Origin of the sequence: Halomonas sp. M4R1S46, from assembly GCF_025725685.1 — a bacterium.
Taxonomy (GTDB): domain Bacteria; phylum Pseudomonadota; class Gammaproteobacteria; order Pseudomonadales; family Halomonadaceae; genus Halomonas.
In genome coordinates, this window is sequence record NZ_CP107008.1 from 1576798 (window position 1) to 1597841 (window position 21044).

20 protein-coding genes are annotated in these 21044 nt (G+C 67.9%); 6 read left to right on the plus strand and 14 right to left on the minus strand.

Going from position 1 to position 21044, the window contains the following annotated elements; genetic code table 11:
• Positions 1-287: 287 nt before the first annotated feature.
• The 11 genes from OCT48_RS07500 to OCT48_RS07550 all read right to left on the minus strand — a co-directional run bounded on the left by OCT48_RS07500 (position 288) and on the right by OCT48_RS07550 (position 11823).
• Positions 288-911 (minus strand): class I SAM-dependent methyltransferase, encoded by a 624-nt coding sequence (locus OCT48_RS07500; protein WP_263592076.1) that lies wholly within the window; start codon positions 909-911, stop codon positions 288-290.
• Positions 912-972: 61 nt separating this feature from the next.
• A complete protein-coding gene (locus OCT48_RS07505; RefSeq protein ID WP_263592077.1) occupies positions 973-2037 on the minus strand; it encodes a patatin-like phospholipase family protein in 1065 nt (354 codons plus the stop codon).
• Positions 2038-2138: 101 nt separating this feature from the next.
• The gene (locus OCT48_RS07510) at positions 2139-2528 is read right to left on the minus strand and encodes a VOC family protein (RefSeq protein WP_263592078.1); all 390 of its coding nucleotides are present in this window, start codon (positions 2526-2528) and stop codon (positions 2139-2141) included.
• A gap of 85 nt (positions 2529-2613) precedes the next feature.
• Positions 2614-3780, minus strand: coding sequence for a beta-aspartyl-peptidase (gene iadA, locus OCT48_RS07515; protein ID WP_263592079.1), 1167 nt, complete (start codon positions 3778-3780; stop codon positions 2614-2616).
• The gene (gene cphA, locus OCT48_RS07520; protein ID WP_263592080.1) at positions 3777-6398 is read right to left on the minus strand and encodes a cyanophycin synthetase; all 2622 of its coding nucleotides are present in this window, start codon (positions 6396-6398) and stop codon (positions 3777-3779) included. Before cphA ends, iadA begins: the two co-directional genes overlap by 4 nt.
• Complete coding sequence (locus tag OCT48_RS07525; RefSeq protein WP_263592081.1) at positions 6395-7207, minus strand: cyanophycinase; 813 nt, start codon at positions 7205-7207, stop codon at positions 6395-6397. The genes cphA and OCT48_RS07525 overlap by 4 nt, the downstream gene beginning before the upstream one ends.
• Positions 7208-7422: 215 nt before the next feature.
• Positions 7423-7917: an NYN domain-containing protein gene (locus OCT48_RS07530; protein ID WP_263592082.1), complete on the minus strand. Its 495-nt coding sequence runs from the start codon at positions 7915-7917 to the stop codon at positions 7423-7425.
• Between the two features lie 135 nt (positions 7918-8052).
• Positions 8053-9108 (minus strand): proline racemase family protein, encoded by a 1056-nt coding sequence (locus OCT48_RS07535; protein ID WP_263592083.1) that lies wholly within the window; start codon positions 9106-9108, stop codon positions 8053-8055.
• A complete protein-coding gene (locus OCT48_RS07540) occupies positions 9105-10280 on the minus strand; it encodes a zinc-binding dehydrogenase (protein WP_263592084.1) in 1176 nt (391 codons plus the stop codon). Before OCT48_RS07540 ends, OCT48_RS07535 begins: the two co-directional genes overlap by 4 nt.
• 270 nt (positions 10281-10550) lie before the next feature.
• Positions 10551-11531, minus strand: a complete 981-nt coding sequence (locus OCT48_RS07545) for a 2-hydroxyacid dehydrogenase (RefSeq protein ID WP_263592085.1) — start codon at positions 11529-11531, stop codon at positions 10551-10553.
• 37 nt (positions 11532-11568) lie between these two features.
• A complete protein-coding gene (locus tag OCT48_RS07550) occupies positions 11569-11823 on the minus strand; it encodes a hypothetical protein (protein ID WP_263592086.1) in 255 nt (84 codons plus the stop codon).
• A gap of 191 nt (positions 11824-12014) precedes the next feature.
• Here OCT48_RS07550 and OCT48_RS07555 point away from each other — a divergent pair, with 191 nt between their 5' ends.
• Positions 12015-12350, plus strand: a complete 336-nt coding sequence (locus OCT48_RS07555; RefSeq protein WP_263592087.1) for a hypothetical protein — start codon at positions 12015-12017, stop codon at positions 12348-12350.
• Positions 12351-13150: 800 nt separating this feature from the next.
• Here the strand turns inward: OCT48_RS07555 and OCT48_RS07560 are convergent.
• Together OCT48_RS07560 and OCT48_RS07565 are read right to left on the minus strand one after the other, a co-directional pair.
• A complete protein-coding gene (locus OCT48_RS07560) occupies positions 13151-13876 on the minus strand; it encodes a DUF2182 domain-containing protein (protein ID WP_263592088.1) in 726 nt (241 codons plus the stop codon).
• Between the two features lie 17 nt (positions 13877-13893).
• Positions 13894-14499, minus strand: a complete 606-nt coding sequence (locus OCT48_RS07565; RefSeq protein WP_263592089.1) for a DUF1326 domain-containing protein — start codon at positions 14497-14499, stop codon at positions 13894-13896.
• Between the two features lie 248 nt (positions 14500-14747).
• Between OCT48_RS07565 and OCT48_RS07570 the strand changes: the two genes are divergently transcribed.
• The 4 genes from OCT48_RS07570 to OCT48_RS07585 all read left to right on the plus strand — a co-directional run bounded on the left by OCT48_RS07570 (position 14748) and on the right by OCT48_RS07585 (position 18935).
• Positions 14748-16799: a winged helix-turn-helix domain-containing protein gene (locus tag OCT48_RS07570; RefSeq protein ID WP_263592090.1), complete on the plus strand. Its 2052-nt coding sequence runs from the start codon at positions 14748-14750 to the stop codon at positions 16797-16799.
• A gap of 351 nt (positions 16800-17150) precedes the next feature.
• The gene (locus OCT48_RS07575) at positions 17151-17348 is read left to right on the plus strand and encodes a hypothetical protein (RefSeq protein WP_263592091.1); all 198 of its coding nucleotides are present in this window, start codon (positions 17151-17153) and stop codon (positions 17346-17348) included.
• A 39-nt stretch (positions 17349-17387) separates the two neighbouring features.
• Positions 17388-17687 (plus strand): hypothetical protein, encoded by a 300-nt coding sequence (locus OCT48_RS07580; RefSeq protein ID WP_263592092.1) that lies wholly within the window; start codon positions 17388-17390, stop codon positions 17685-17687.
• Positions 17688-17984: 297 nt separating this feature from the next.
• A complete protein-coding gene (locus OCT48_RS07585) occupies positions 17985-18935 on the plus strand; it encodes an IS481 family transposase (RefSeq protein ID WP_263591409.1) in 951 nt (316 codons plus the stop codon).
• On the opposite strand, the gene OCT48_RS07590 is transcribed toward OCT48_RS07585, so the two are convergent.
• Positions 18932-20038, minus strand: coding sequence for an aminotransferase class I/II-fold pyridoxal phosphate-dependent enzyme (locus OCT48_RS07590; protein ID WP_263592093.1), 1107 nt, complete (start codon positions 20036-20038; stop codon positions 18932-18934). The two genes, OCT48_RS07585 and OCT48_RS07590, sit on opposite strands and share 4 nt — an antisense overlap.
• A gap of 178 nt (positions 20039-20216) precedes the next feature.
• On the opposite strand from OCT48_RS07590, the gene OCT48_RS07595 reads away from it, so the two are divergent.
• Positions 20217-20993 carry an AraC family transcriptional regulator gene (locus tag OCT48_RS07595; protein ID WP_263592094.1) on the plus strand — a complete coding sequence of 259 codons (777 nt, stop codon included), beginning with the start codon at positions 20217-20219 and terminating at the stop codon, positions 20991-20993.
• Positions 20994-21044: the final 51 nt, after the last annotated feature.

Below are 21044 nucleotides of genomic sequence, written 5' to 3' on the forward strand. Positions count from 1 at the left end.
ACCGATCATCATGCCAGCAGCATAAAAGGGTGAGCATGCAGGCTGCATTTGTCGGCAAGGCCGTAGATGGGTCGAATGTGGACCTTCCATCGTGCAGTAGTCCTGCTTATCCATGGCCGGAGTCTTCATTCTGGTGAAGGCCCCGAATTATCCTTGGCCCCACTATAGCGGTTGTTCGGTGTCGGCGAAGTGACGTCCTTCAACGCAGTGGAGGGCAGCAGGGCGTGATCCCGTCGGTCCTCGCGAGAAGGGACGGGAATGGGACGCTGGCGCGGGGGTGTGCGGATTCAGCCTTCGGCGCTGCGCCGGAAGTGAGCGTACAGGAAGGACTGGGGTTTGCCGTTCGGCGTGTGGTGCGTCTCGAGTTGGTGGCTCACCAACTCGAAATCGGGGCCGAGCTGAGCGGCCAGGGTGTCGGCATCGTAGCGGACCACGTCGAGGCCACTGCAGCGGGTGGGGCCTTCCGGCCCGAAGGTGGCGATCACCAGCTGCCCGCCGGGTGTCAGGCTGTTCCGCAGCTGGCGGACATAGGCGGCTCGTTGCTCGGGGGTGACCAGGAAGTGGAAGACCGCCCGATCATGCCAGAAACCGTAGCGTCGCGCCGGCAGGGCGTCCCGGGTGATGTCGGCCACCCGCCAGGTCACCCGTTCGGCGGCGTCGCCCAGGCGGCGCTTGGCCACCTCGAGCGCCTCGGGGGAGATGTCCAGGACGGTGAGGTCGCGATAGCCCCGGGCGAGCAGGTCGTCGACCAGGGTGGCCTCGCCGCCGCCCACGTCGATGATGGCCGTGTCCCGCTCCGGTGCCCCCGCCTCGATCAACCGTAGCGAGGCCGCCAGGTGCGGCTGGTACCAGCTGAGCTGGTCCGGGGCCTTGCTGCGGTAGATCGCGTCCCAATGGGGCTGACTCGTCACCGGTATGCTCTCCCGAATCGATGGTATTGCCGAGGGCGGGCACCGGGCCCTGACGGTGCGCTCATGGACCAGGCGGGGCGTCCGCGGGCCTGGCCAGCGGCCGGAAGGTGTCGTCGAACACCGCCTCCAGGTCGAAGGTCGAGTGTTGGCCGATGGCCTCGAAGTGGTCGGCGAGCCAGCGGTCGGCCCAGGCGCGGCCGAGGTCGTGCAGGCGCGAGATGAACGACCATTCGGCGTTCATCTTGCTGGAGGCGCTGAGCTCCTCGATGTCGTGCTCGGCGTGGATCAGGTGCAGGCGCATCGCCCGGAATCGTTCGAGTTCCAGGGCCTCGGCCTCGATCAGCCGCTGCAGCAGCTGGATGCTGCGCAGTTCCTTGATCAGGCTCGAGTTGAAGGTGATCTCGTTGATGCGGTTGATGATCTCCCGGGCGCTGTCGGGCAGCTTGCGGCGCACCAGGGGGTTGACCTGGACGACCACCAGGTCGCTGCAGCCGCGGTCGTCGACCAAGGGGTAGAGCGCGGGGTTGCCGCTGTAACCGCCGTCCCAGTAGGCCTCGCCATCGATCTCCACGGCGGGATACAGATTGGGCAGGCAGGCCGAGGCCATGAGGGTGTCCACGGTCAGCTCGGGCTGGCGGAAGATCGTCGCCCGACCGGTGCGCACGTTGGTGGCGGTGACGAACACCTTGACCCTGTCGCAGGCGTTGACGCAGTCGAAATCGATGCACTTCTCGATCAGGTCGCGCAGCGGATTGATGCCCAGGGGGTTGAGCTGGGCCGGGGCGACCAGCCGGGTGAGGCCCTCGAAGAACAGGTAGCCCGGGGAGTGATCCAGGCTGTCGTCGCCCATCAGCCGGTCCCAGAAGGTGCGCTGCAGGGGCGAGAAGCGGGCCATCTCGCTCACCGAGCGCCAGAAGGCGAGCAACGCCTCCCGCGCGCCGTCGCGGCCGCCCTTGTAGAGCCCGTCGGCCAGGATCACGGCGTTCATGGCGCCGGCGCTGGTGCCGCTGATGGCATCGATCTCCAGTCGGTCGTCTTCCAGCAGGCGATCCAGTACGCCCCAGGTCAGGGCCCCGTGGGAGCCGCCGCCTTGTAGCGCCAGGTCGATGCGCTTCCTTTCCGTCATGCCTGTCCCTCTTGCCAAGTGGGTTCCCGTGCCGGCCGCCCTGTTGCGGTGCAGTGTAGACGGCCCTGTCGCGGCTTGCCGGAGAGGGGCGCGAAGCGTCGTCAGTCGACCTCGCCATAGCGGCTGGCCAGCACCACCGTATAGCCGTCGGGGTCGTGCAGCCAGCATTCGCGGTGGTTGGCCCGGGCGTTGACGTGGGGCTCCGCGATGATCCAGGCCTCCATCTCGCGGGCCCGGTCCACGGCGTCATGGAAGCCCTCGACCTCGAACCACAACAGCACCCCGTGTCCCGGACGCACGAAGGAGGGCTCGAGGTTGGGGTGGCCATGGGCCTCCCAGAGGTGCAGCTGCAGGAAGACGGTCTCGTCTCCCGGCATCATCAGCTGCTCGTAGTCGTCGCCGCCATGGACGCCCACGCAGCCGAGCAACGCCTCGTACCAACGACGGCTGCGCTCGATGTCTTCCACGGCGATCAAGGGCTGGACACGCATCTTTGGCCTCCCGTGACTCTGAGTCCCTGTGTCCCCTTTGACCGCCTGTCTCCCGGGAAGTGGCGCCGTCGTCCAGCCTGAGCACTTACCCCTCGCTGTAGATGCAGCGGCCCGCCACGAATGTCCTCTGCGGCTGGAGGTCGCCGTCGAGCAGGGTGATATCGGCATCGAAGCCCACGGCCAGCCGCCCCTTGTGGGCCTGCAGCCCGAGCACCCGGGCGACGTTGCCGGCGATCAGGTCCAGGGCATGCTCGAGCGGCAGGATGTCTTCGCGTACCAGGCGCTGCCAGTCGGCGATCAGGGCGGTGTTGCGTGCCACGCGCATGCCGACGTAGTCGCCCTGGGCGTCGAACTCGGGCAGGCTGCCGTTGCAGTCGGAGCTGATAGTGATGCGCTCCGGCGGCACGCCGCGCTCGAGCAGCACGACCACCGCGTCGAAGGCGGAGAGCCCTTCCTCGCCGGGATCCTCGAAGGCCGTCAGGTCGATGCTGGCGCCGAAGGTAAGCGCGTAGTCCGCCGCCTCGTCGAGCAGGGCGTGGCGGCGATTGACGTGGGTGGGGATCAGCTGGTCGGCGGGAATCTCGGTCTCGGACAGCAGCCGGCGCAGCGGTTCCAGGCCGCGGTCGCCGTCGCCGACATGGAAGTGACAGATGCCGCGCTTGCCGGCCAGCAAGGCGCCGACGCGCACCTCGCTGACCAGCCGTGCGATCTCGTCCTGGCGCGGCTGGCTGGAGCGGTGATCCGAGATCGCCAGCTCGCCCAGGCCGATGACCTCGGGAATCCAGGCCAGGTCGCGCTGGAGATCGCCGCTGAGGGTCGGCGGCGGCACGCGATAGGCGCCGGTGTACAGGTAGGCCGCGATGCCCTCGGCGCGCAGGGCGCGCACCTTGGCCAGCAGGTCCGCCGGCGAGCGGCTGATGCTGTCGGTGCCGAGCACGCCGACCACTGTGCCGATGCCCATGGCGGCGATCTCGGCGGCGGTGATCTCCGGGCAGCGGGTGACGCAGCCCCCCTCGCCGCCACCGCCGGTGAGGTGGACATGCTGGTCGATGAAGGCGGGGACGGCAGTGAGGTCGCGAGCCTCCACCAGGCGCACGGGCCAACCTTCCGGCACGGCGAGGTCGCGTCCCAGCGCCGCGATCCGGCCGTCGGCGATCAGCAGGTCGGTGTCCTCGCGGGGTTCCGGCGCGTAGAGACGCCCGACCCGCAGCAGGGTCAGCAGCGGCGTGTCCCGATCGGCATCAGGCATCATGGGAGCGCCTCTCCCGGGACGGCGGACGGAAAGCGGCGCCCCTTGAGGCGTTCGATGGCGCCGTCGATGTCATCGATCAGCAAGACCAGCAAGTCGCCTTCTCGGGCTTCATCGAAGGCCCTCTCGATCGCCATGTGCTCGTCGAGGACGATCTCGAGCTCGCAGGCGCTTTCCGCCGCCGCGCCATCGCGCAGTAACCCCGCGGCCTCGCCGACGGCACGTCCGCGCGGATGGGTTTCGCAGACGAACACGACATCGTGCATCCTGGCGAGCTGGGCGCCCAGGGCCATGAGGTCCTCATCGCGACGATTGCCGGGGGCACTCGCCACGCTGATGCGGCGGCGCGCCGGGAGGCTGCTGACGAGCTCGTCGAGCGCCTCGAGTGCCGGTACATTGTGGCCGTAGTCGATGAGCACCTGCACACCGTCGGCCGCCACGAGATTGGTGCGCCCGGGATTCTGGCCGGGCGTAGGGTGGAAGGTCTGCAGCCCCATCTGGATATCGGCGACGTCGAGCCCCAGCGCGTAGGCGGCGGCGCTGGCGGCCAGGGCGTTGGCGACGTTGAAGCGGGCATGTCCCTCGAAGGTGATGGGCACGTCATCGACGGGGATGATCTCGGCCTCGACGCGGCCCTGGCGCATCACGATGCGCTCGTGGTGGACGGTGAAGGCCACGCCATGGTCGCGAACATGCTGGCGGATGGCGCGCGAGTCGGGGTCCAGGGTGAAGAAGATGATGTTGCCGCGCGCCCATTGCTGGCCCTCCAGCACATAGGGGTCGTCGGCATTGAGCACGGCGGTCCCCCCTTCGCGCACGGCGTCGATGACCACCGTCTTGCAGCGCGCCAGATCGTCGAGGGTATAGAGGTCGTGCTCGCCCAGGTGATCGCTGGCGATATTGAGCAGCACGCCCACGTCGCACTCGTCGAAGCCCAGGCCGCGACGCATGATGCCGCCCCGGGCCACCTCGAGCACGGCATGCTCCACAGTGGGCTCGTGCAGCACGATGGCGGCCGCCTGCGGGCCGCTGTAGTCGCCGCGCATGATCACGTGGTTGTCGATCTCGATGGTGCCGGTACAGGCCATGCCGACCTTTCGCCCGGCTTGGCGAAGCAGGTGCGAGAGCAGTCGCACCGTCGTCGTCTTGCCATTGGTGCCGGTCACCGCGGTGATGGGAAGGCGGCCGTCGCTACCCTCGGGAAACAGCATGTCGACGACGTGTTGGCCGACATCACGCCCCTGCCCGTGGGTCGGGGACAGGTGCATGCGAAACCCCGGCCCGGCATTGACCTCGACCACCGCCGCCGCCTGTTCTTCCAGCGGCCGGGTCAGGGTCTCGGCGAGGAGGTCGATACCGATGATGTCGAGCCCGATCAGCCGGGCGATCCGTTCCGCCGCATAATGCACCTCGGGGTGGACATCATCGGTCACGTCCGTGGCCGTGCCCCCCGAGCTCAGGTTCGCCGTGGACTTCAGGTAGACGATCTCGTCCTGGGCGATCACGCTCTGCAGGGTCAGGTTCTGCTGGTTGATCAACCGCAGCGACTGCTCATCCAGGTGAATCCGGGTGAGCAGGTTCTCGTGGCCGATGCCGCGGCGGGGGTCCTGGTTGGCCTGGTCCACCAGTTCCTGCAGCGTGGATTCGCCGTCGCCGACCACATGGGCCGGGCGCCGCCGGGCCGCGGCGACGAGCTTGCCGTCGATCACCAGCAGGCGATGGTCCTCGCCCTTGATGTACTGTTCGACGATCACCGACGGATGCTGCCGGGAGGCGGTCGCGTAGGCATCGCGCAGTGCCTGCTCATCCTGGAGGTTGGTGCTCACCCCTCGGCCATGGTTGCCGCTGAGTGGTTTCGCCACCACGGGATACCCGATGCTGGTCGCGGCCTCGAGCGCTTCATCGAGCGATCCGCAAATCTGGCCGAGGGGTACCGGGATGCCGGCATCGCCGAGGATCTGCTTGGTCCAGTCCTTGTCGTCGGCGATGCCGTGGCCGAGCAGGCTGGTGCGACACGTCACCGTCGCCTGGATGCGTTGCTGGAGGTGGCCATGCCCAAGCTGCAAGTAGCTGCTTTCCTCGCTCAGGCGAGTGAAGGGGATGTCGCGGCGCTTGGCCGCGTCGACGATCGACGCGGTGGAGGGGCCCAGCATGTGAGCGTCGCGCACCGCCTTGAGGCGGGCGATGATCGGCGGCATGTCGATCTCATCCCCCTTGAACAGCCGGGTGACGAAATCGACGGCTTCGACCCCGGCCGCCAGGCCACAGGCCTCGTCCCGATAGCGGTAGACCACGTTGTAGACACCGGTCTCGTAGGTGTCGATGGTCTTGCCGTAGCCGACCGAGAAACCGATCAGGTTCTGCAGCTCGATCGCGACATGTTCCACGACGTGCCCGGCCCAGGTGCCACGCGCCAGCCGCTCCAGGAAGCCGCCGGGGCGGCCGACCGAGCAGCGATGCTCCTGCAGGGTCGGGATGAGCCCGGTGAGGCGCTCGACGATCCCCGGGACGGTGTCGCTGGGACGCTCCTCGAGCTCGCCGATGTCCAGCCGCATGAAAATGCTCTGGTAGCGGCTGTAATAATTGGGGCCTCGCAGGGCCCGGTGTTCGAGAATGTTCATCGGCTCTCCTCCAGCAAGGCACTGAGTTCGTCGGCGACGAGGTAGCGTCGCGCCTCGACATCGAACCCATGGCCGCTGACCATCGCATGGAGGATCATGTTCTCGATGGCCACCGCTCCTCCCATCGACAACTCGGTGATGTTCGAGCTCGCGAGGTCGCGGCTGTCGATGAGGATGACATGCCCCGACCCGATGGCCTCGAGAATCCGGTTCGGGTGAACGATCACGGCGGCATCCTCGCCGAGCCCCACGCCCAGGTGCTCCGGGTTGCTCGCCCCGACCGCCATCAGGCGCGTGAAACGCCCGCGTTCGAGGAAGTGACTGTCGATGATGAGCCCATCGACGAAGCCGAGGCCGGAGGTCATGTTGACGGCTCCCTTGCGCAGGGCATCCGCGGCGTCGCCATCGTAGATCATGGTCCCCGGCATGGCCGCCGCTCCGGCGCTGGTGCCGGCCACCACGGCGCCGGCCAGCAGGCGTTCGCGAACGGCATTCAGCGTCACCGAGCCGCCCAGCACATTGGTCAGGCGCAGCTGGTCACCGCCGGTGAAGAAAATCACCCCGCTTTGCTCGATCAGACGGACATTGCCGGGGTCGGCGGCTTGCTTGCGATTCTGGATGTCAAGCGCATGGACACGGCTGGCGCCCAGGCGGGTGAAGGCGGCTTGGTACTCGGGGAGTACCTGATCGGGGATGCTGCTCGCCGTGGCGATGATGGCGACCTCGTGACCGCCCAGGGGGGCGAGACCGAAAACCTGTTTGAGGATTTCGAGATCGGAAGTCCTGTCCTCGGCACCGCCGATCGCCACGATGTGGCCAGGCGTGGCGGTCAGCTGAGATGTCATAATCCCCTTCGTCGCCCAGCGACGCTTTTAAGGAAACATTGAATCAATGGCCAGGCGGGCAAGTTGATGAATATCCTGATGCTCCCACCTTCCTTGTCTCACGGTATAGCAGCCATCCCCCGGCGCGGCCAGAGCAAGCGCCTGACCGATGTCGACGGTGTCGTCGGCGGAAGGAGGGATCACACCGAGCGACTCGCCTGGCCCAGCAGCAGCTCGCCTTCGATGGGCACGAAGCGGCTGGCCGACTGCATCAGGGCGCCGGCGGTCAGGGCGGGCACCCCGTAGACCTCCACCGCCACGCCGAACTTCTCGCGCAGGCGGTCGGCCAGCAGGGCGAAGTCGCCGTCCCCCGAGGCCAGTACCACCACGTCCACGTCGCCGGCGTACTCCATGGCATCCAGGGTGATGCCCACGTCCCAGTCGCCCTTGGCCGAGCCGTCGGCGCGCTGGATGAACGGCTTGAGCTTCACCTCGAAGCCGATGGCCCGGAGGATGTTCTGGAACTGGCGCTGCTTCTCGTCGCCGCGGTCGATGGCGTAGGCGATGGCCTTGACCACCCGCCGGCCGGCGCTCGCCCGCGCCCAGAGGGCGTTGTAGTCGACGTTGCGCCGATAGGCCTGGCGACTGGTGTAGTAGAGGTTCTGGACATCCAGCAGGATGAGGACGTTGGGCATGGTGGGGTCCTGTGGAGACACGAGGTGGCCTGGCGGTCTCCCATCATGCCGGAGGCGGGGACCCGAGGCGAATCGACGCCGCCTGGCGGCGTCGCCCGATGGCCCGGGGCGGCCGGGCCATCGAGGAGACGAGGGTCAGTCGCCGTGGCCGTGATGGCTATCGGTGAGGATATGGTGCAGGCTGCCGTCTTCCACCAGCGGGTCCTCGGGGTTGATGACGATATCCGAGTGGGCCAGCACATAGGCCTTGCCGGTGATGGTGTTCTCCACCACCTGGTGGAGGCCTTCCTGACGAGTCCCGGTGAACTCGCCGATGAAGCCGGTCTCGCGCAGCGAGACGGTCTCGAGCTTGTCGCCGGGCTTGATGCGGCCCTCGTGGTTCATCAGTGCCAGGCGTGCCGAGGTGCCGGTACCGGTGGTGCTGCGGCAGATCACCCCGGGATGCACGTAGGTGGTCGAGCGCGAACGGTAGAAGTGATCGGAGATCTGGTCCACCGGTCCCATGAAGTGCAGGAAGGGCAGGGGACCGACGTCGCCCAGGGTGTAGTGCGAGAAGCCGCGCTCGGCCTGCAGCGCCTCGACGATCTTGTGCGCGCAATCGGACAGCGCCCGTTCCTCCTCGCGAATCAGGGCGAAGCCCAGCTCGGCGGCCTCCACCAGGGCATAGAAGCCGCCGCTGTAGGCCACGCTGTAGGTGACGTCGCCGATGGTCGGCACATGGATGCTGGCCCGGTAGGTGTCGATGTAGCTGGGCAGCCCCTCACAGGTGATGGCCTCCACCACGTTGTCGACGACCTTGGCCTCGATGTGCACCTGGCCCGCCGGCGATTCCAGGATGAAGCGCTGCCGCCCCTCCTGCTTGGGCACCAGGCCGGCCTCCAGCACCGCCGTGGCGGTGCAGATGGTGTTGGAGCCGGAATAGATGGGGTAGCCCATCACTTCCATGATGATGTAGCCGACCTCGGCCTCGGGGTCGGTGGCCGGCACGATCAGGTCCACCGACATCTCGGGGATGCCGTAGGGCTCGTCGAGCAGCAGCTTGCGCAGGCCGTCGGCGTCGTCGCGCAGGTAGTGCATCTGGTCGCGCACCGTGGCGCCGGGCAGCGGGTCGATGCCGCCGAGCACGATGCGGCTGACGTCACCGCCGGCATGGGTGTCCATCAGCCGGATCTTCAGCTCTTCCTTGCTCATTTGGTCCCCTCGAGCGCAAAGGGTGCGCCGTGTTCCTGCCATTGGGAATCCGGGACAATCACGATCTTGCCCAGGTAGTTGCTGCCGCGATGGACGAAGTAGCGCTCGGCCTCGTGCAGTTCGGAGAGCTTGAAGGCCGCGTGCAGCACCGGCTTGAGCCGGCCGTCGCGGATCCAGTGGACCAGCTGCTCGGCCTCTTCCCGGGTGCCGTGGGAGACGCCGAAGATCTGCACCTGGTAGAGGTAGATGCGGGTCCACATGATCTCGCTGACGTTGCCGCCGCTGGCCCCGGCGATGGACAGGCGGGGGTAGCTGTGGCGGCTGTTCATGTCGAAGATCATGGTGTCGATGAAGCGGTCGGTCATCTCGCCGCCGACCAGGTCCATCACCGCGTCGATGGGGGCGCCACCGGTAACGGCCTTGACCCGCTCGGTGAAGTCCGCCATGTCATTGCGGTCGAGCACCGCCTCGGCGCCCAGCGCGAGCAGGGCGTCGGCCTTGTCCGCCTGGCTGAGGGCATAGGGCACCGCCCCGACGATGCGGCACAGCTGGATCAGTGCCGTGCCCACGCCGCCGCTGGCGCCGGTGACGAGAATACGTTCTCCCGACTTCACGCCAGCAGCCGTCATCATGTGATAGGCGGTCTGGTAGGAGCACATGCCCATGGCCGCCAGCTCGGCATCGGCGAGCTCGGGGTTCGCCACGCTATGGAACTGGTCCGACGGCACGGCGATGTACTCGGCGAAGCCGCCGTCGGCGCCATGGCCGTAGTAGTCCGGCGTCAGGTTGATGTCGCGGCGCTCATCCGCATAGAGGTTGAAGTCGAGCAGGCCGCGGTCGCCGATCCGCGAGCTCGCGACGCCCTCGCCCACGGCCACCACGCGGCCGACCACGTCGGCGCCCTGGATGCGCGGGAAGGTCAGCGTCGGCGATCCGCCCATGGCGAAGGAGGTCACCTCGCCCTTGTCCTTGGTCGGGTAGAGGCCCTCGCGCGCCTTGCGGTCGGTGTTGTTCTTCGCCGTGGCCGTGACCCTGACCAGCACCTCGCCGGCGGCGGGTCGCGGGGTGGGGACATGGGTGTCATGGACCAGCTTGTCCACGTCGCCATGGCCGGTCAGCAGCATGGCCGACATGGTGGCGGGAACGGTTTCCGGCAGGGACTCGGCGCCCATTGGCTACCTCCTGGCATTGGCGGGGTTCGAGGGCTGACGATAACAAACTCGCGGGGACACGCCATCGGTGGTTTTTTCCGATTTGGGCGCGGCTGGCTGGGGATTTTTTCGGTATGGCTCCTCGCGACCCGTGGCGTTGCTGCTCGAAGCCCAGCAGGCCCACGGCATTGACGCGCCGCGCCGTGAAGGCCAGGACGAAGGCGCCGTATTCGACCCATCTGGGCAGCTTGGAGATCACGGTAGTCCCTTACCCATGGAGCGGGGCGCCGCTCAGGCGGGCCTCCAGGCCGCCTCGTTGACCAGGCTGATGGGGCGCTGCCCCTTCAACGCCAGGCGCAGGTTGTCCACGGCTCTCTGGGCCATGGCGTTGCGCGTCTCGTGGGTCGCCGAGCCGATGTGGGGGAGGGCCACCACGTTGGCCATGTGGGGCAGCGGCGACTCGGGGGACAACGGCTCATGCTCGAAGACGTCGAGGCCTGCCGCATGGATCTGGCCGGTCTCCAGGGCGTTGATCAGCGCCGCCTCCTGGATCACCTTGCCGCGGGCGATGTTGACCAGGATCGCCGAGGGCTTCATCAGTCCGAACTCCCGGGCGCCGATCATGTGCTCTGTCTCGGCGGTCAGGGGCACCGTGATGCAGACGATATCGGCGTCGGCCAGCAGGGCGTCGAGCTCGCGGCGTTCGGCGCCGAGTTCCGCCTCGAGATCGGGCTTCGGGGAGGCGTTGGAGTAGAGCACCTTCATGCCGAAGCCCAGGGCACCGCGTCGTGCGATCGCCGCGCCGATGCGACCGAAGCCCACCATGCCGAGCGTCTTGCCGTGGACATCGGTGCCGAAGTGCTCCGGGCCGAGGCTCTGCTGCCAGTCGCCGCGACGCACGAACTCCGCCAGCTCCACGGCGCGGCGAGCGGTGGCCATGATCAGCAGGAAGCCGGTGTCGGCGGTGGTCTCGGTGAGCACGTCCGGCGTGTTGCACAACAGGATCCCGCGTCGCGTCAGCTCCTCGACGGGGTAGTTGTCGTGGCCCACCGAGATGGTGGCGATGGCCTCCAGTCTCGGTGCCATGTCCAGCAGCTCCGGGGTGATGGTCAGGCTCGAGCCGATCAGGCCATGGGCCTCGGGGAGGGCGGCCCGGAAGGCCGGATCCTCGGAGGAGGCCAGGCCAGTGAAGTTGCGAACCTCGAACTCCCGGGCGAGCTGGGCCAGTTGGTCATCGCTCAGGCGCCCATAGGCCAGGATGCATTTCTTCATGTGGCGGGTTCCTCGTGGTGGTGGGTGACGACGGCTCTCAAGTCAGCATCAGGCCGGCCCTGTCGAGTCGCTGCAGGATGTCGTCCAGGGAGCCCTTGTATTCCCAATACATGACCCTGTCATGCGAGGACGAGACCAGGAGGTAGCGCTCGCTGATGGACAGGATGCGATCGATCGCCACGAGCTTGCGCATGAAGTCGGGGGCATCCACTTGTTCGGTGATTTCGCGATTCTGGTCATCGAATCCGTGGACGATCACGGCGGTTCTCACCTCGAGGTCAATATATTGCATGCTGTACTCATCAGGAGGTCAAAGGTGTCGACCGATATGCCGGCCCGGGGCTATACCCTATATACGAAACCACCGATTCGTCTGGCCGTCGAGTGTCCTCCGCCGACGCGCCGGGCGGGCCGCGTGGACCCGGCTGACGGGTAAGCCATGGGCCCGAGCCTGAGAGGCGCCGACGAGGCGGGGAGGGCGGTATGCCGACACCGTACCAGATCCTCGAGGGCCTGCAGGCGATCGCCAACCGCTGGACCCTGCTGGCGATCGCCTGGCATGCCTACTTCGCACTGCTGCTGGCCCTGTGGCCGGCCCGACGCCATACCGCCGGCCTGCTGATCCTGCCCTTGCCGAGTGTCGGCGTCCTGGCCTGGCGAGAGGCCAATCCCATCAATGGCTCGGTCTTCCTGGTCGGGGCAGTTGCCCTGGCCGCGTGCGCCTGGCGGCTGCCGCGGGAGCCGGTGCGCCCTGGGCGCGCGTGGCCGGTCTGCTGGACGTCGCTCCGGAACACCAGGCGTCGTATACCAGCGCGGTGAGCTGCTCCATGCCGGCGTCGAACACGGGAAGATGGCCGGAAAGCACCGTGGTCGGTGAGAGGCGCTCGAGCGCGTCGAGGGTGCGGCCCAGGGCGTCGCGGTCGACCGTGGCGAGTCAGGGGCATCGAGTGACGACCAGGTCACCAGGCCGTCTCGCAGGGTGGCGACGTCGAGCGCCTCGACGCTCTCGGCTGGTTGCGGGAGCAGGGCGCCGAAGACGGTGCGCGAGCGAGTGTCGAAGAAGCCAAGCGTCTCCGGGGCGTCGTAGTAAGGCGGGCGCAGCGGTATCAACTCACGGGACTTGCTCATGTCCCAGTTCTGGCAGAACTTGCATGCCAGGTTGCAGCCGGCGGTACCGAAGGAGAGCACGGCGGTACCGGGCAGGAAGTGGTTGAGCGGCTTCTTCTCGATGGGGGCGAGGCAGAAGCCGCTGGAGCGCCCATAGCTGGTGAGCACCACCCGGTCGTCCTGGCGAGTGCGCACGAAGCAGAGCCCGCGCTGCCCCTCGTGCAGCTTGCAGGCGCGCGGGCAGAGGTCGCACTGCACCCGGCCGTCGTCCAGGCGGTGTCAGTAGCGGGTGGGATGTACACCACGGTCGAGGTCGCTTGTCATGTCCGGTTCCTCGATCCCCCTATTTAACGAATCATATCGAATGAAATTGGCCGAGAGGCCGGGTTTCGTAGCAGATCAGCGTCAAGTCCGACAGTCTCCTGGAGACTCCCTTGCCAGGGCGCCGTTCAGTCGCCTCGACCGTTACCGCTGTGATGCGGTGACAAGCATTGCGCGTGTCATGATCACGGTCAGCCCAGCAGCAGCCAGCCACCGTAGGCGATCAGCCCCAGCCCGACGCCCTGGCTGAGGCGCCGGGGGTGATGGGTCAGCTTCTCCAGCAGGATGAGCAGGGTGAGACCCGCCATCCAGGCCAGGCTCATGACCCCGCCGACGAACATCAGCGCCATCAGGGCCCAGCAGCAGCCGGTGCAGTAGAGGCCGAGCCGGATCCCGGCCCGAAGGGCCCGGCCAGCGGTGTCGGGCAGGCCTTCGGCGACCAGGCCCATGGGACTGCGGCAGCCGCGCAGGCAGGCGTCCTTGACGCGCGTCCACTGGAAGAGGCCGGCGCCCAGCAGCAGCGCCCCGGCCCAGGTCGGCGCGCCCAGCGCCTTGCCTGGCGACAGCAGCGCCAACTCGTGCAGCCCCCACTGCGCCGCCGTGGCGACGGCGGCGAAGCCCGTCCAGGCCAACAGGTAGCCGACGGCGAACAGGTAGGGCAGGGGCGCCGACCGGCCGGGCGGGCGTGTGGTCGCCGCGGCAAAGACCAGGATCGCCGGGGTCGCGGTGGGCAGCATCATGGCCACCATCATCACCGTCCACATCACGAAGGTCGACCAGGCCATGAAGCCGCCGCCCATGGCCGGCATGCCGGCCATGTCGAACATGTAGGCCCAACTGGCCACGGCCGCCAGGATCAGGCTGGCCACCAGGGGCAGGGGCCTGGTGGGCAGTGCCTGCAGCGTTCGACGCCACATGGTATCGCCTCCTCGGTTCAGACCGCCGAGTATTGGAAGGCGGCATAGGATGCGGTGCGGTCGCTGAAATGCCAGTCCAGCCCATGGCCCCGGTGAGACACGCCTTCGTGACGCGCCAGCACCAGGTCATTGCCCGGCGAGATCGCCACCGGATGGCCGCTGATGCACACCTCGCCGCCGTCCTGTCCCTCGATGGCGGTCAGGGCGGCGCTGGCCACGTCACCGATCGTCAGCGACTGATGGCGGTGTTCGATCCGGAAGTCCATTGGGGCGGACTCGACGCCGAGGAACTCGCCTATGAAGCCGGCCAGCATGGCCGGATGGCCGCCAGCCTGGCCGCCGAAGATGCGTACCAGGGCCTGGTGTTGTGCCTCGCTGGCGGCCTGGTCCACGTAGACCACGACTCGCCAGTTGCCGTCCGTCATGTTGCCGGGCGAATGCAGCGCCATGGCCAGGTTGAGGCCGTTCAGGGGTTGGTCGTCGAAATGACCGCGTTCGATGTGCCAGGCCACCAGGGCGTCGCAGCTGCCCTCCGTGGGGTCGTTGCCGAACAGGCAGGGGCAGGCACCCTTGCAGGTACAGGCCTCGAAGTAGGTCCCTGCCACTCGCCAATCCGCGTTCATGATGAAGTCTCCTTTGTTGGGGGTTTTCGGAGCCTGTCGGACTTAACCCTGATCTGCTACGAAACCCGGCCTTTCGGCCAATTTGATTCGATCTGATTCGTTAAATAGCGGGCTATTCGCCTCATCAGATCGATAAACTTGTCGCGAAATCCGTGTGTCTCGCGACGATCGGTCAAATCCGACAGACTCCTCGACTTCACCTATAGCGGGGAAGGCGGGCGTTGGCTCGAGGATGGCATGAGGATTCCATGAGAATGCCCCGGGGCGGTGATCTTGGGCCGCCTCGAGGGGATGGCGTAGGCTGGTGGCAGGGCGTGGACGGTGCCGCCGGCGAGGGGGAGAACAACGTGGTCGATCGGATCGTCGACAACGAGGTCATCGGCCGGGAAGCCGAACTGGCCCGGCTACGGGCCCTGCTGGCCGGGGACGGGCCCCGCGTCGCTCACCTGCATGGCGTGGCCGGCATCGGCAAGACGGCCTTGCTCAAGCGCTTCGTCCGGGAGGCGTTGGCGGAGGCCGCCTGCTGGTGGCTGGATTGCCGCGACATCGAGCCGACCCCCGAAGGCTGTACGGGGGCCCTGGCCCAGGCGGCCGACACCGATGCCGAGGGGCTGCCCGCGCTGCTCGAGACGCTCGCCGGGCGAGCGCCGCTGGGGCTCATCGTCCTCGACAGCGTCGAGGCCTGGCGCCTGCTGGATACCTGGCTGTGCCACCGGCTGGCCCCCCGGTTGCCCGACAACCTGCGCCTTGTGCTCAGCGGCCGCCACCACCCCTCGGTGAACTGGGCCGCCGGCGAGTTCACCCAGCCGCCCCTGAACCTGCCGCTCGCCCCCCTGGCCAACGCGGACGCCACCCGGCTGCTGATCCGCCTGGGCCTCGCGCCGGCCCGGGCCGCCGCGGTCTCGGGCCGACTGCACGGGCATCCCCTGGCTATCCGTCTGGCGGCGACCACCCTGCGGGAACGACCGGACCACCGGCTCACGGATGCTTCCCTGCAGCGGGTCATGGACGAGCTGACCGAGCTCTATCTCGCCGACGTGGACGACGGCCAGGGCCGGCGCCTGTTGGAGGGCGCGGCGGTGGTGAGGCGCGTCACGGTGCCCCTCCTGCACGCCCTGTTTCCTGATATGGCGGCCGAGCCGGCCTACGAGAGCCTGCGTCGACTGGACTTCACCGAGGTCTTGCCCGACGGCCTCGCCCTGCACGACGCCGTGAAGGAGCCGCTGGCCCATACCCTGCGCGCCCGGGACCCCGAGCGCTTCCTCGACTATCGCCGCTGGGCCTGGCAGGCCCTGGCCCGGCGCGCCGCCGTGACGGCGAACTTCGAGCTGTGGCGCTATACCGCCGACATGCTCTACCTCATCGACAACCCCGTGGTGCGCGAGGCCTTCTTCCCCTCCGGGGCCCAGGCGTTGGTCGTGGAGCCCGCGCGTCCCGAGCACGGGGTGATGCTGGAGCGCATCATCGCGACACATGAAGGCGAGTCGGGGAGCCGGGCGCTGAGGCGCTGGTGGCGATGCCAGCCCGAGGCCTTCGTCGTCGTCCGGGACGAGGCGGGGGCCTGCCGGGGCTTCTACTGTCGCTTCGACCCGGCCCGGGTGGCCCCCGAGTGCCTGGCGGAGGATCCGGTCACCGCGAGCTGGCAGACGCATCTCGCCGCGGATCCCCTGCCGGAGGGCCGCCGGGCGCTGTTCATTCGCCGCTGGCTGGGGGAGGCGGCGGGGGAACGCCCCGGCGACGTCCAGGCCGCGGCCTGGCTGGATCTCAAGCGCACCTACATGGAGATGCGCCCTTCCCTGGCCCGGGTCTACCTGACTGTCACCGATCTTGCTCCCTATGCCGCCGTGGCCGCGACCCTGGGCTTCCGGCACCTGCCGGCCCATGGCGTCCGTCTGGACGGTCGCGACCATGCCACGGCGGTGCTCGACTTCGGGGCCGGCTCGGTGGACGGCTGGCTGGCGCGGCTGGCGGCGGCGGAGCTGGGGCTCGCGCGACCCGAGCCGCTGGATCGGGACGCCCGCGAATTGGTGCTGGCCGATGGACGACGCCAGCCGCTGACGCCGCTGGAGTTCGGGGTGTTCGGCTATCTCGTCGACCGGGAGGGGGAGGCGGTCTCCCGGGAGCGGCTGCTCCGTGAGGTCTGGCACAGCCACTACACTGGCTGGAGCAACAAGGTCGACGCCGTGGTGGCTGGCTTGAGGCGCAAGCTGGGCCCTCAGGCCGGCTGCATCGAGACTGTCACCGGCGTGGGCTATCGTTACCGGCCGGACCCGAAACCGGTGTCCTCTCCTCGCGGTTGACCGTCATGAGGCCACCGAGGGCGAGCCGCGGCGGCCTTTGTTCTTTGCCCTCGACGGGGCAGTCAAGACGACGGGGACAGGCTGTGCACTGTCGTACGAGTGTTGGTGAAGCTCAGGCGGCACCGTCGGGTGCCGCCGGCAGGGGTGGGGCGTGCCCCTCAGTGACGCGGGTCCCAGAGACGCCCGCGATGCTCTTCCTCGAAGCATGCCGGGCAGGGCGGCGAGGGTTTGCCTGGCGAGTGGCGCCATGGTGTCTCTTGTCGGCGACAGAGGCGTCGCCGCTGTGCCACATGGGGCAACCGGCAACGGTTCGCTAGAATGGCGATCAACCATTCTCTATCTGGAGTCCTTATGAGTTGTCGGACCCTGCTGCTCTCGACCCTGCTGATCGCCGCCACCTTCCTGGCGGGCTGCAGCTACACGCCGGCGCGGATCAGCTCCGAGCCGTTGATCGAGTTCGGCGATCACCACGATGGCCACGGTCACGACCGGCACCGCCACGGCGGCGGCTTCTGCCCCCCTGGCCAGGCGAAGAAGGGGCGCTGCTGATCCGGCAGACCCGACCGTGAACGGAGGGGGAGGGGTGTCATGAACATGTCCAGAATCCTGGGGCCCGCCATGCTGATGGTGGCGGCCCTGAGCCTGGCGGGCTGCAGCTATACCCCGGCGCGCGTCATGAGCGAGCCTCTGATCGAGATCGATGGCTACGATGGGGGGTATCACCGCCACCATGATCACTACGATGATGATTACTGGGAACACTACGGCCATGACCACGACCGTCACTACGACGATCGGCGCTATCGTGACCGGCGCCATTACCGGGATCGGGACCGGCACCGTTCCCGCTTCTGTCCGCCTGGCCTGGCCATGCAGGGGCGTTGCTGAGAGTCGCCCGGCGTGACCGGGCCGGTGCGACCCGGCCCCTCCGGCCCTGGGAGCCTGTCGGACTTAACGCTGATCGACTGCGAATCCCGGGCTTTCGGCCAACTTCATTCGATCTGCTTCGTTAAATAGCACGCTATTCGCCTCAACAGATCGATAAATTTGACTCGAAATCCGTGAATCTCGTGACGATCGGTCCAATCCGACAGGCTCCTAGCTGTGATCTCTCGGTAGGTTGTTCATCCGGAACCTACCCGGACAATTGGAGGTGCGACCCAAACCAACCTCCAGGAGGCCCGGATGAACACCCATAAGAATGCCCGTCTTACCCTGCATGGTCGAGCCCTGCTGGTCCGCCGAGTCGTTGACGAAGGGCTTCGGCCAGTGGAGGTCGCCAAGGCGCAAGGTGTCAGTGTGAGGACGGTCTACAAGTGGGTGCGCCGCTACCGGCAAGAGGGTGAGGCCGGGCTGCAGGACCGCTCTTCTCGTCCCCGTCGCTGCCCTCATGCGGTCCCTGCCGAGGTTCGCGAGCAGGTCCTCGAGCGTCGCCAGCAGCGCCAGACCTACCGCCAGATCGCCGAGCGGTTAGGGATCGGACACAGCACGGTCGCACGGCTCCTCGAACGCGAGGGGCTGAATCGTCTCTCGGCCTTGGCACCTGCCCGTCCCGTGAATCGTTACGAGCATGACGCGCCGGGAGATCTACTGCACCTGGACATCAAGAAACTCGGCCGCTTCGAACGCCCAGGGCATCGTGTCACCGGCGATCGCCAGCAGAACACGCGGGGCGCCGGCTGGGAGTATGTTCACATCGCCATCGACGATCACTCGCGGGTCGCTTTCGGCACCCGCTATCCCGATGAAACCGGTTGGAGTGCGTGCTATGCCCTATTGGAGGCCGTGCGTTACTACAGGAACCTGGGCATTCGCTTCTCGCGCGTGCTGACCGACAATGGTGGATGCTACAAATCCAAGCCGTTCCGCCGCCTGTGCCGGCGTCTGGGACTGAAGCGCAAACGCACTCGACCCTATACGCCCCGCACCAATGGCAAGGCAGAGCGGTTCATTCAGACCGCGCTGCGGGAATGGGCCTACGCCCGGTCATACATCAGCTCGGAGGAGCGAGGCAGGCATCTGCCTGCCTGGCTTCATCAGTACAACTGGCATCGGCCACATGCCAGTCTGGATTATCGGCCTCCGGTTAGCCGGCTGAGGCTTTCCGTGAACAACCTGGTGGGTTTACACACCTAGCCGTCCGTCAGGGCCGCTTCCAGCTCACTGAGCCGGCCCGGCACCAGGGCGTCCTCCACGGCGGTGATGCGCAGCACGTGGCCCAGCGACGGATGGGCGGGGCGGGCGATCAGCTTGCCTTGCCGCAGCAGGTCGGCATGCACGCGCTTGGCCAGGTTCGCATTGGCCAGGCGGATGCCGATGAAGTTGGTGGCGCTCGGCAGCACGTCGGCGCCGAGCTCGCGGAAATGCCGGGCCAGCCGCTCCCGACGGGTGATGACGTCACGGATGTGCCGGTCGATCTCCCCGGGATGATCTAGTACCACCTCGGCGGCCGCGAGGCTGAGGGTGGATACGGCGTAATGGATCCTCACCTTCATCATCATGGCCAGGGTATCGGGCTCGGCGATCGCATAGCCGACCCGCAGCCCCGCGAGCCCCAGCGCCTTGGACAGCGTGCGGCAACGGATCACCCCGGGCAGGGCCCGGGTGAAGCCCGGGGCCGCGGCGTCGTCGCGGAAGTCATGGTAGGCCTCGTCCAGCAGCAGCCAGCAGTCCTCGGGCAGTGCCGCGCGCAGGCGCGAGACGCTGGCCTCGTCGTGGACATGGCCGGTGGGGTTGTCCGGGTTGGCCAGGTACACCAGGCGGGCGTCCTCCTCGTGGGCGGCGCGCACCAGGGCGTCGAGGTCCGGGGCGAGCCGCTCGACGTCCTCCCGGTAGTCGACCTCCACCAGGCGACAGCCCTGGCCCCTGGCGAAGTAGCCGAAGGTGGGGTAGGTGCCGGCGGAACCGACCACGGTGCTGCCGGCCGGCGCGACGGTGCGCAGGGCCAGTGCCAACAGGCTGTCGCAGCCGGCATCCACCAGCAGGGTGTCCACCGCGAAGCCGTGGCGACCGGCCAGGCGCTCGCGCAGGCCCAGGGCCTCGGCGTCCCCGTAGCAATAGACGTGCTCCGTCATGGCGTCGCCGAAGTGCTCGCGCAGGGCGGCATGGGGCATGTCGAGGCCCTCGTTGGAGCCCAGGCGGTGGGCGATCTCGTGTCCCAGACGCCGCTGCAGCACCCAGATGCCGGGAAAGGGGTTGTCGGGGCCGGGCGAGGTGAGGTGATCCGGGAAACGCGGCATGAGAGTCTCTCTCCTGGCGAGGGTGGATGGGGCTCTATGGAAGGCTACAGGTAGAGCCGCCGGGTCGGCCAGTCGGGGGATCGCCCGGCAGCGCCTCGCGCGGCTCGCCGGTTTGCTTTCTTCAGCGGCGCGGCCCATGGTGTGAAGGCGTCTTCGTCGCTTGCCATGGCAGGGTCCCATGCCCACTCTCGACCTGCGTGCCACCACCCTTGCACGCGAACACGTGGCCCATGCCCACGACCACCACCAGTTGATCCTGGCCACCAGCGGGGCCACCGAGCTGGCCATCGAGGGCCACGGCGAGCGCATCACCGGCACGCGTGGCTGCCTGATTCCCTGTGCCCGCCATCACGAGTATCAGGGCGACGGTCGCAACCGGACCTTCGTCCTCGATATCCCCGCCGCGACCCTGCCCAGCCTGCGCGACGGCGGCGAGCTCGAGCGACTCTTCGAGCGTCCGCGGTTCTTCGGCGTGCCGTGCCGCCTCAATCGCCTGGCCGACAGCCTGATGCAGCAACTCGAGCTGTGCCCGGCCCTGCACAGCGAGATCGCCACCCTGTTGCTGCGGGCGCTCTACCTGCACCTGCAGTCCCGGCCGCTGGACGAGCCGAGCCTCGCCGGCCCGGCCGGCCTCGACGGGCGGCTCGACATGACCCGCCTGGATGCCTGGATCGACCGGCACCTGGCCGACGAGATTCGTGTCGACCGCCTGGCCGCGCTGTGCGCCCTGAGTGCCGGCCACTTCCATGCCCGCTTCCGCGAACGCACGGGCATGACGCCGCTGGCCTATGTCCAGCGGCGTCGCCTCGAGCACGCCCGGACCCTGGTCAACCACAGCGGCCTGAGCCTCGGGCATATCGCCTCGCTGGTGGGCTTCCGCGACCAGGGCAGCTTCTCCCGGGCCTATCGGCGCCGGTTCGCCATCGCTCCCTCCCGGGAACGGCACCGGGACTGAGCCTGCCATGAGTCTGGGGCAAACGCCCCGCAGTCCCGGGCAAGCAGGACC

Excerpts from the sequence above, each read along its gene's own strand:
- OCT48_RS07585 (WP_263591409.1), top strand. The coding sequence starts at position 17,985 with ATGAACACCCATAAGAATGCCCGTCTTACCCTGCATGGTCGAGCCCTG.
- OCT48_RS07575 (WP_263592091.1), top strand. The coding sequence starts at position 17,151 with ATGAGTTGTCGGACCCTGCTGCTCTCGACCCTGCTGATCGCCGCCACC.
- OCT48_RS07510 (WP_263592078.1), bottom strand. The coding sequence starts at position 2,528 with ATGCGTGTCCAGCCCTTGATCGCCGTGGAAGACATCGAGCGCAGCCGT.
- OCT48_RS07545 (WP_263592085.1), bottom strand. The coding sequence starts at position 11,531 with ATGAAGAAATGCATCCTGGCCTATGGGCGCCTGAGCGATGACCAACTG.
- iadA (WP_263592079.1), bottom strand. The coding sequence starts at position 3,780 with ATGATGCCTGATGCCGATCGGGACACGCCGCTGCTGACCCTGCTGCGG.
- OCT48_RS07570 (WP_263592090.1), top strand. The coding sequence starts at position 14,748 with ATGAGAATGCCCCGGGGCGGTGATCTTGGGCCGCCTCGAGGGGATGGC.
- cphA (WP_263592080.1), bottom strand. The coding sequence starts at position 6,398 with ATGAACATTCTCGAACACCGGGCCCTGCGAGGCCCCAATTATTACAGC.
- OCT48_RS07595 (WP_263592094.1), top strand. The coding sequence starts at position 20,217 with ATGCCCACTCTCGACCTGCGTGCCACCACCCTTGCACGCGAACACGTG.
- OCT48_RS07580 (WP_263592092.1), top strand. The coding sequence starts at position 17,388 with ATGAACATGTCCAGAATCCTGGGGCCCGCCATGCTGATGGTGGCGGCC.
- OCT48_RS07555 (WP_263592087.1), top strand. The coding sequence starts at position 12,015 with ATGCCGACACCGTACCAGATCCTCGAGGGCCTGCAGGCGATCGCCAAC.
- OCT48_RS07550 (WP_263592086.1), bottom strand. The coding sequence starts at position 11,823 with ATGCAATATATTGACCTCGAGGTGAGAACCGCCGTGATCGTCCACGGA.
- OCT48_RS07540 (WP_263592084.1), bottom strand. The coding sequence starts at position 10,280 with ATGGGCGCCGAGTCCCTGCCGGAAACCGTTCCCGCCACCATGTCGGCC.
- OCT48_RS07530 (WP_263592082.1), bottom strand. The coding sequence starts at position 7,917 with ATGCCCAACGTCCTCATCCTGCTGGATGTCCAGAACCTCTACTACACC.
- OCT48_RS07535 (WP_263592083.1), bottom strand. The coding sequence starts at position 9,108 with ATGAGCAAGGAAGAGCTGAAGATCCGGCTGATGGACACCCATGCCGGC.
- OCT48_RS07565 (WP_263592089.1), bottom strand. The coding sequence starts at position 14,499 with ATGAACGCGGATTGGCGAGTGGCAGGGACCTACTTCGAGGCCTGTACC.
- OCT48_RS07505 (WP_263592077.1), bottom strand. The coding sequence starts at position 2,037 with ATGACGGAAAGGAAGCGCATCGACCTGGCGCTACAAGGCGGCGGCTCC.
- OCT48_RS07560 (WP_263592088.1), bottom strand. The coding sequence starts at position 13,876 with ATGTGGCGTCGAACGCTGCAGGCACTGCCCACCAGGCCCCTGCCCCTG.
- OCT48_RS07590 (WP_263592093.1), bottom strand. The coding sequence starts at position 20,038 with ATGCCGCGTTTCCCGGATCACCTCACCTCGCCCGGCCCCGACAACCCC.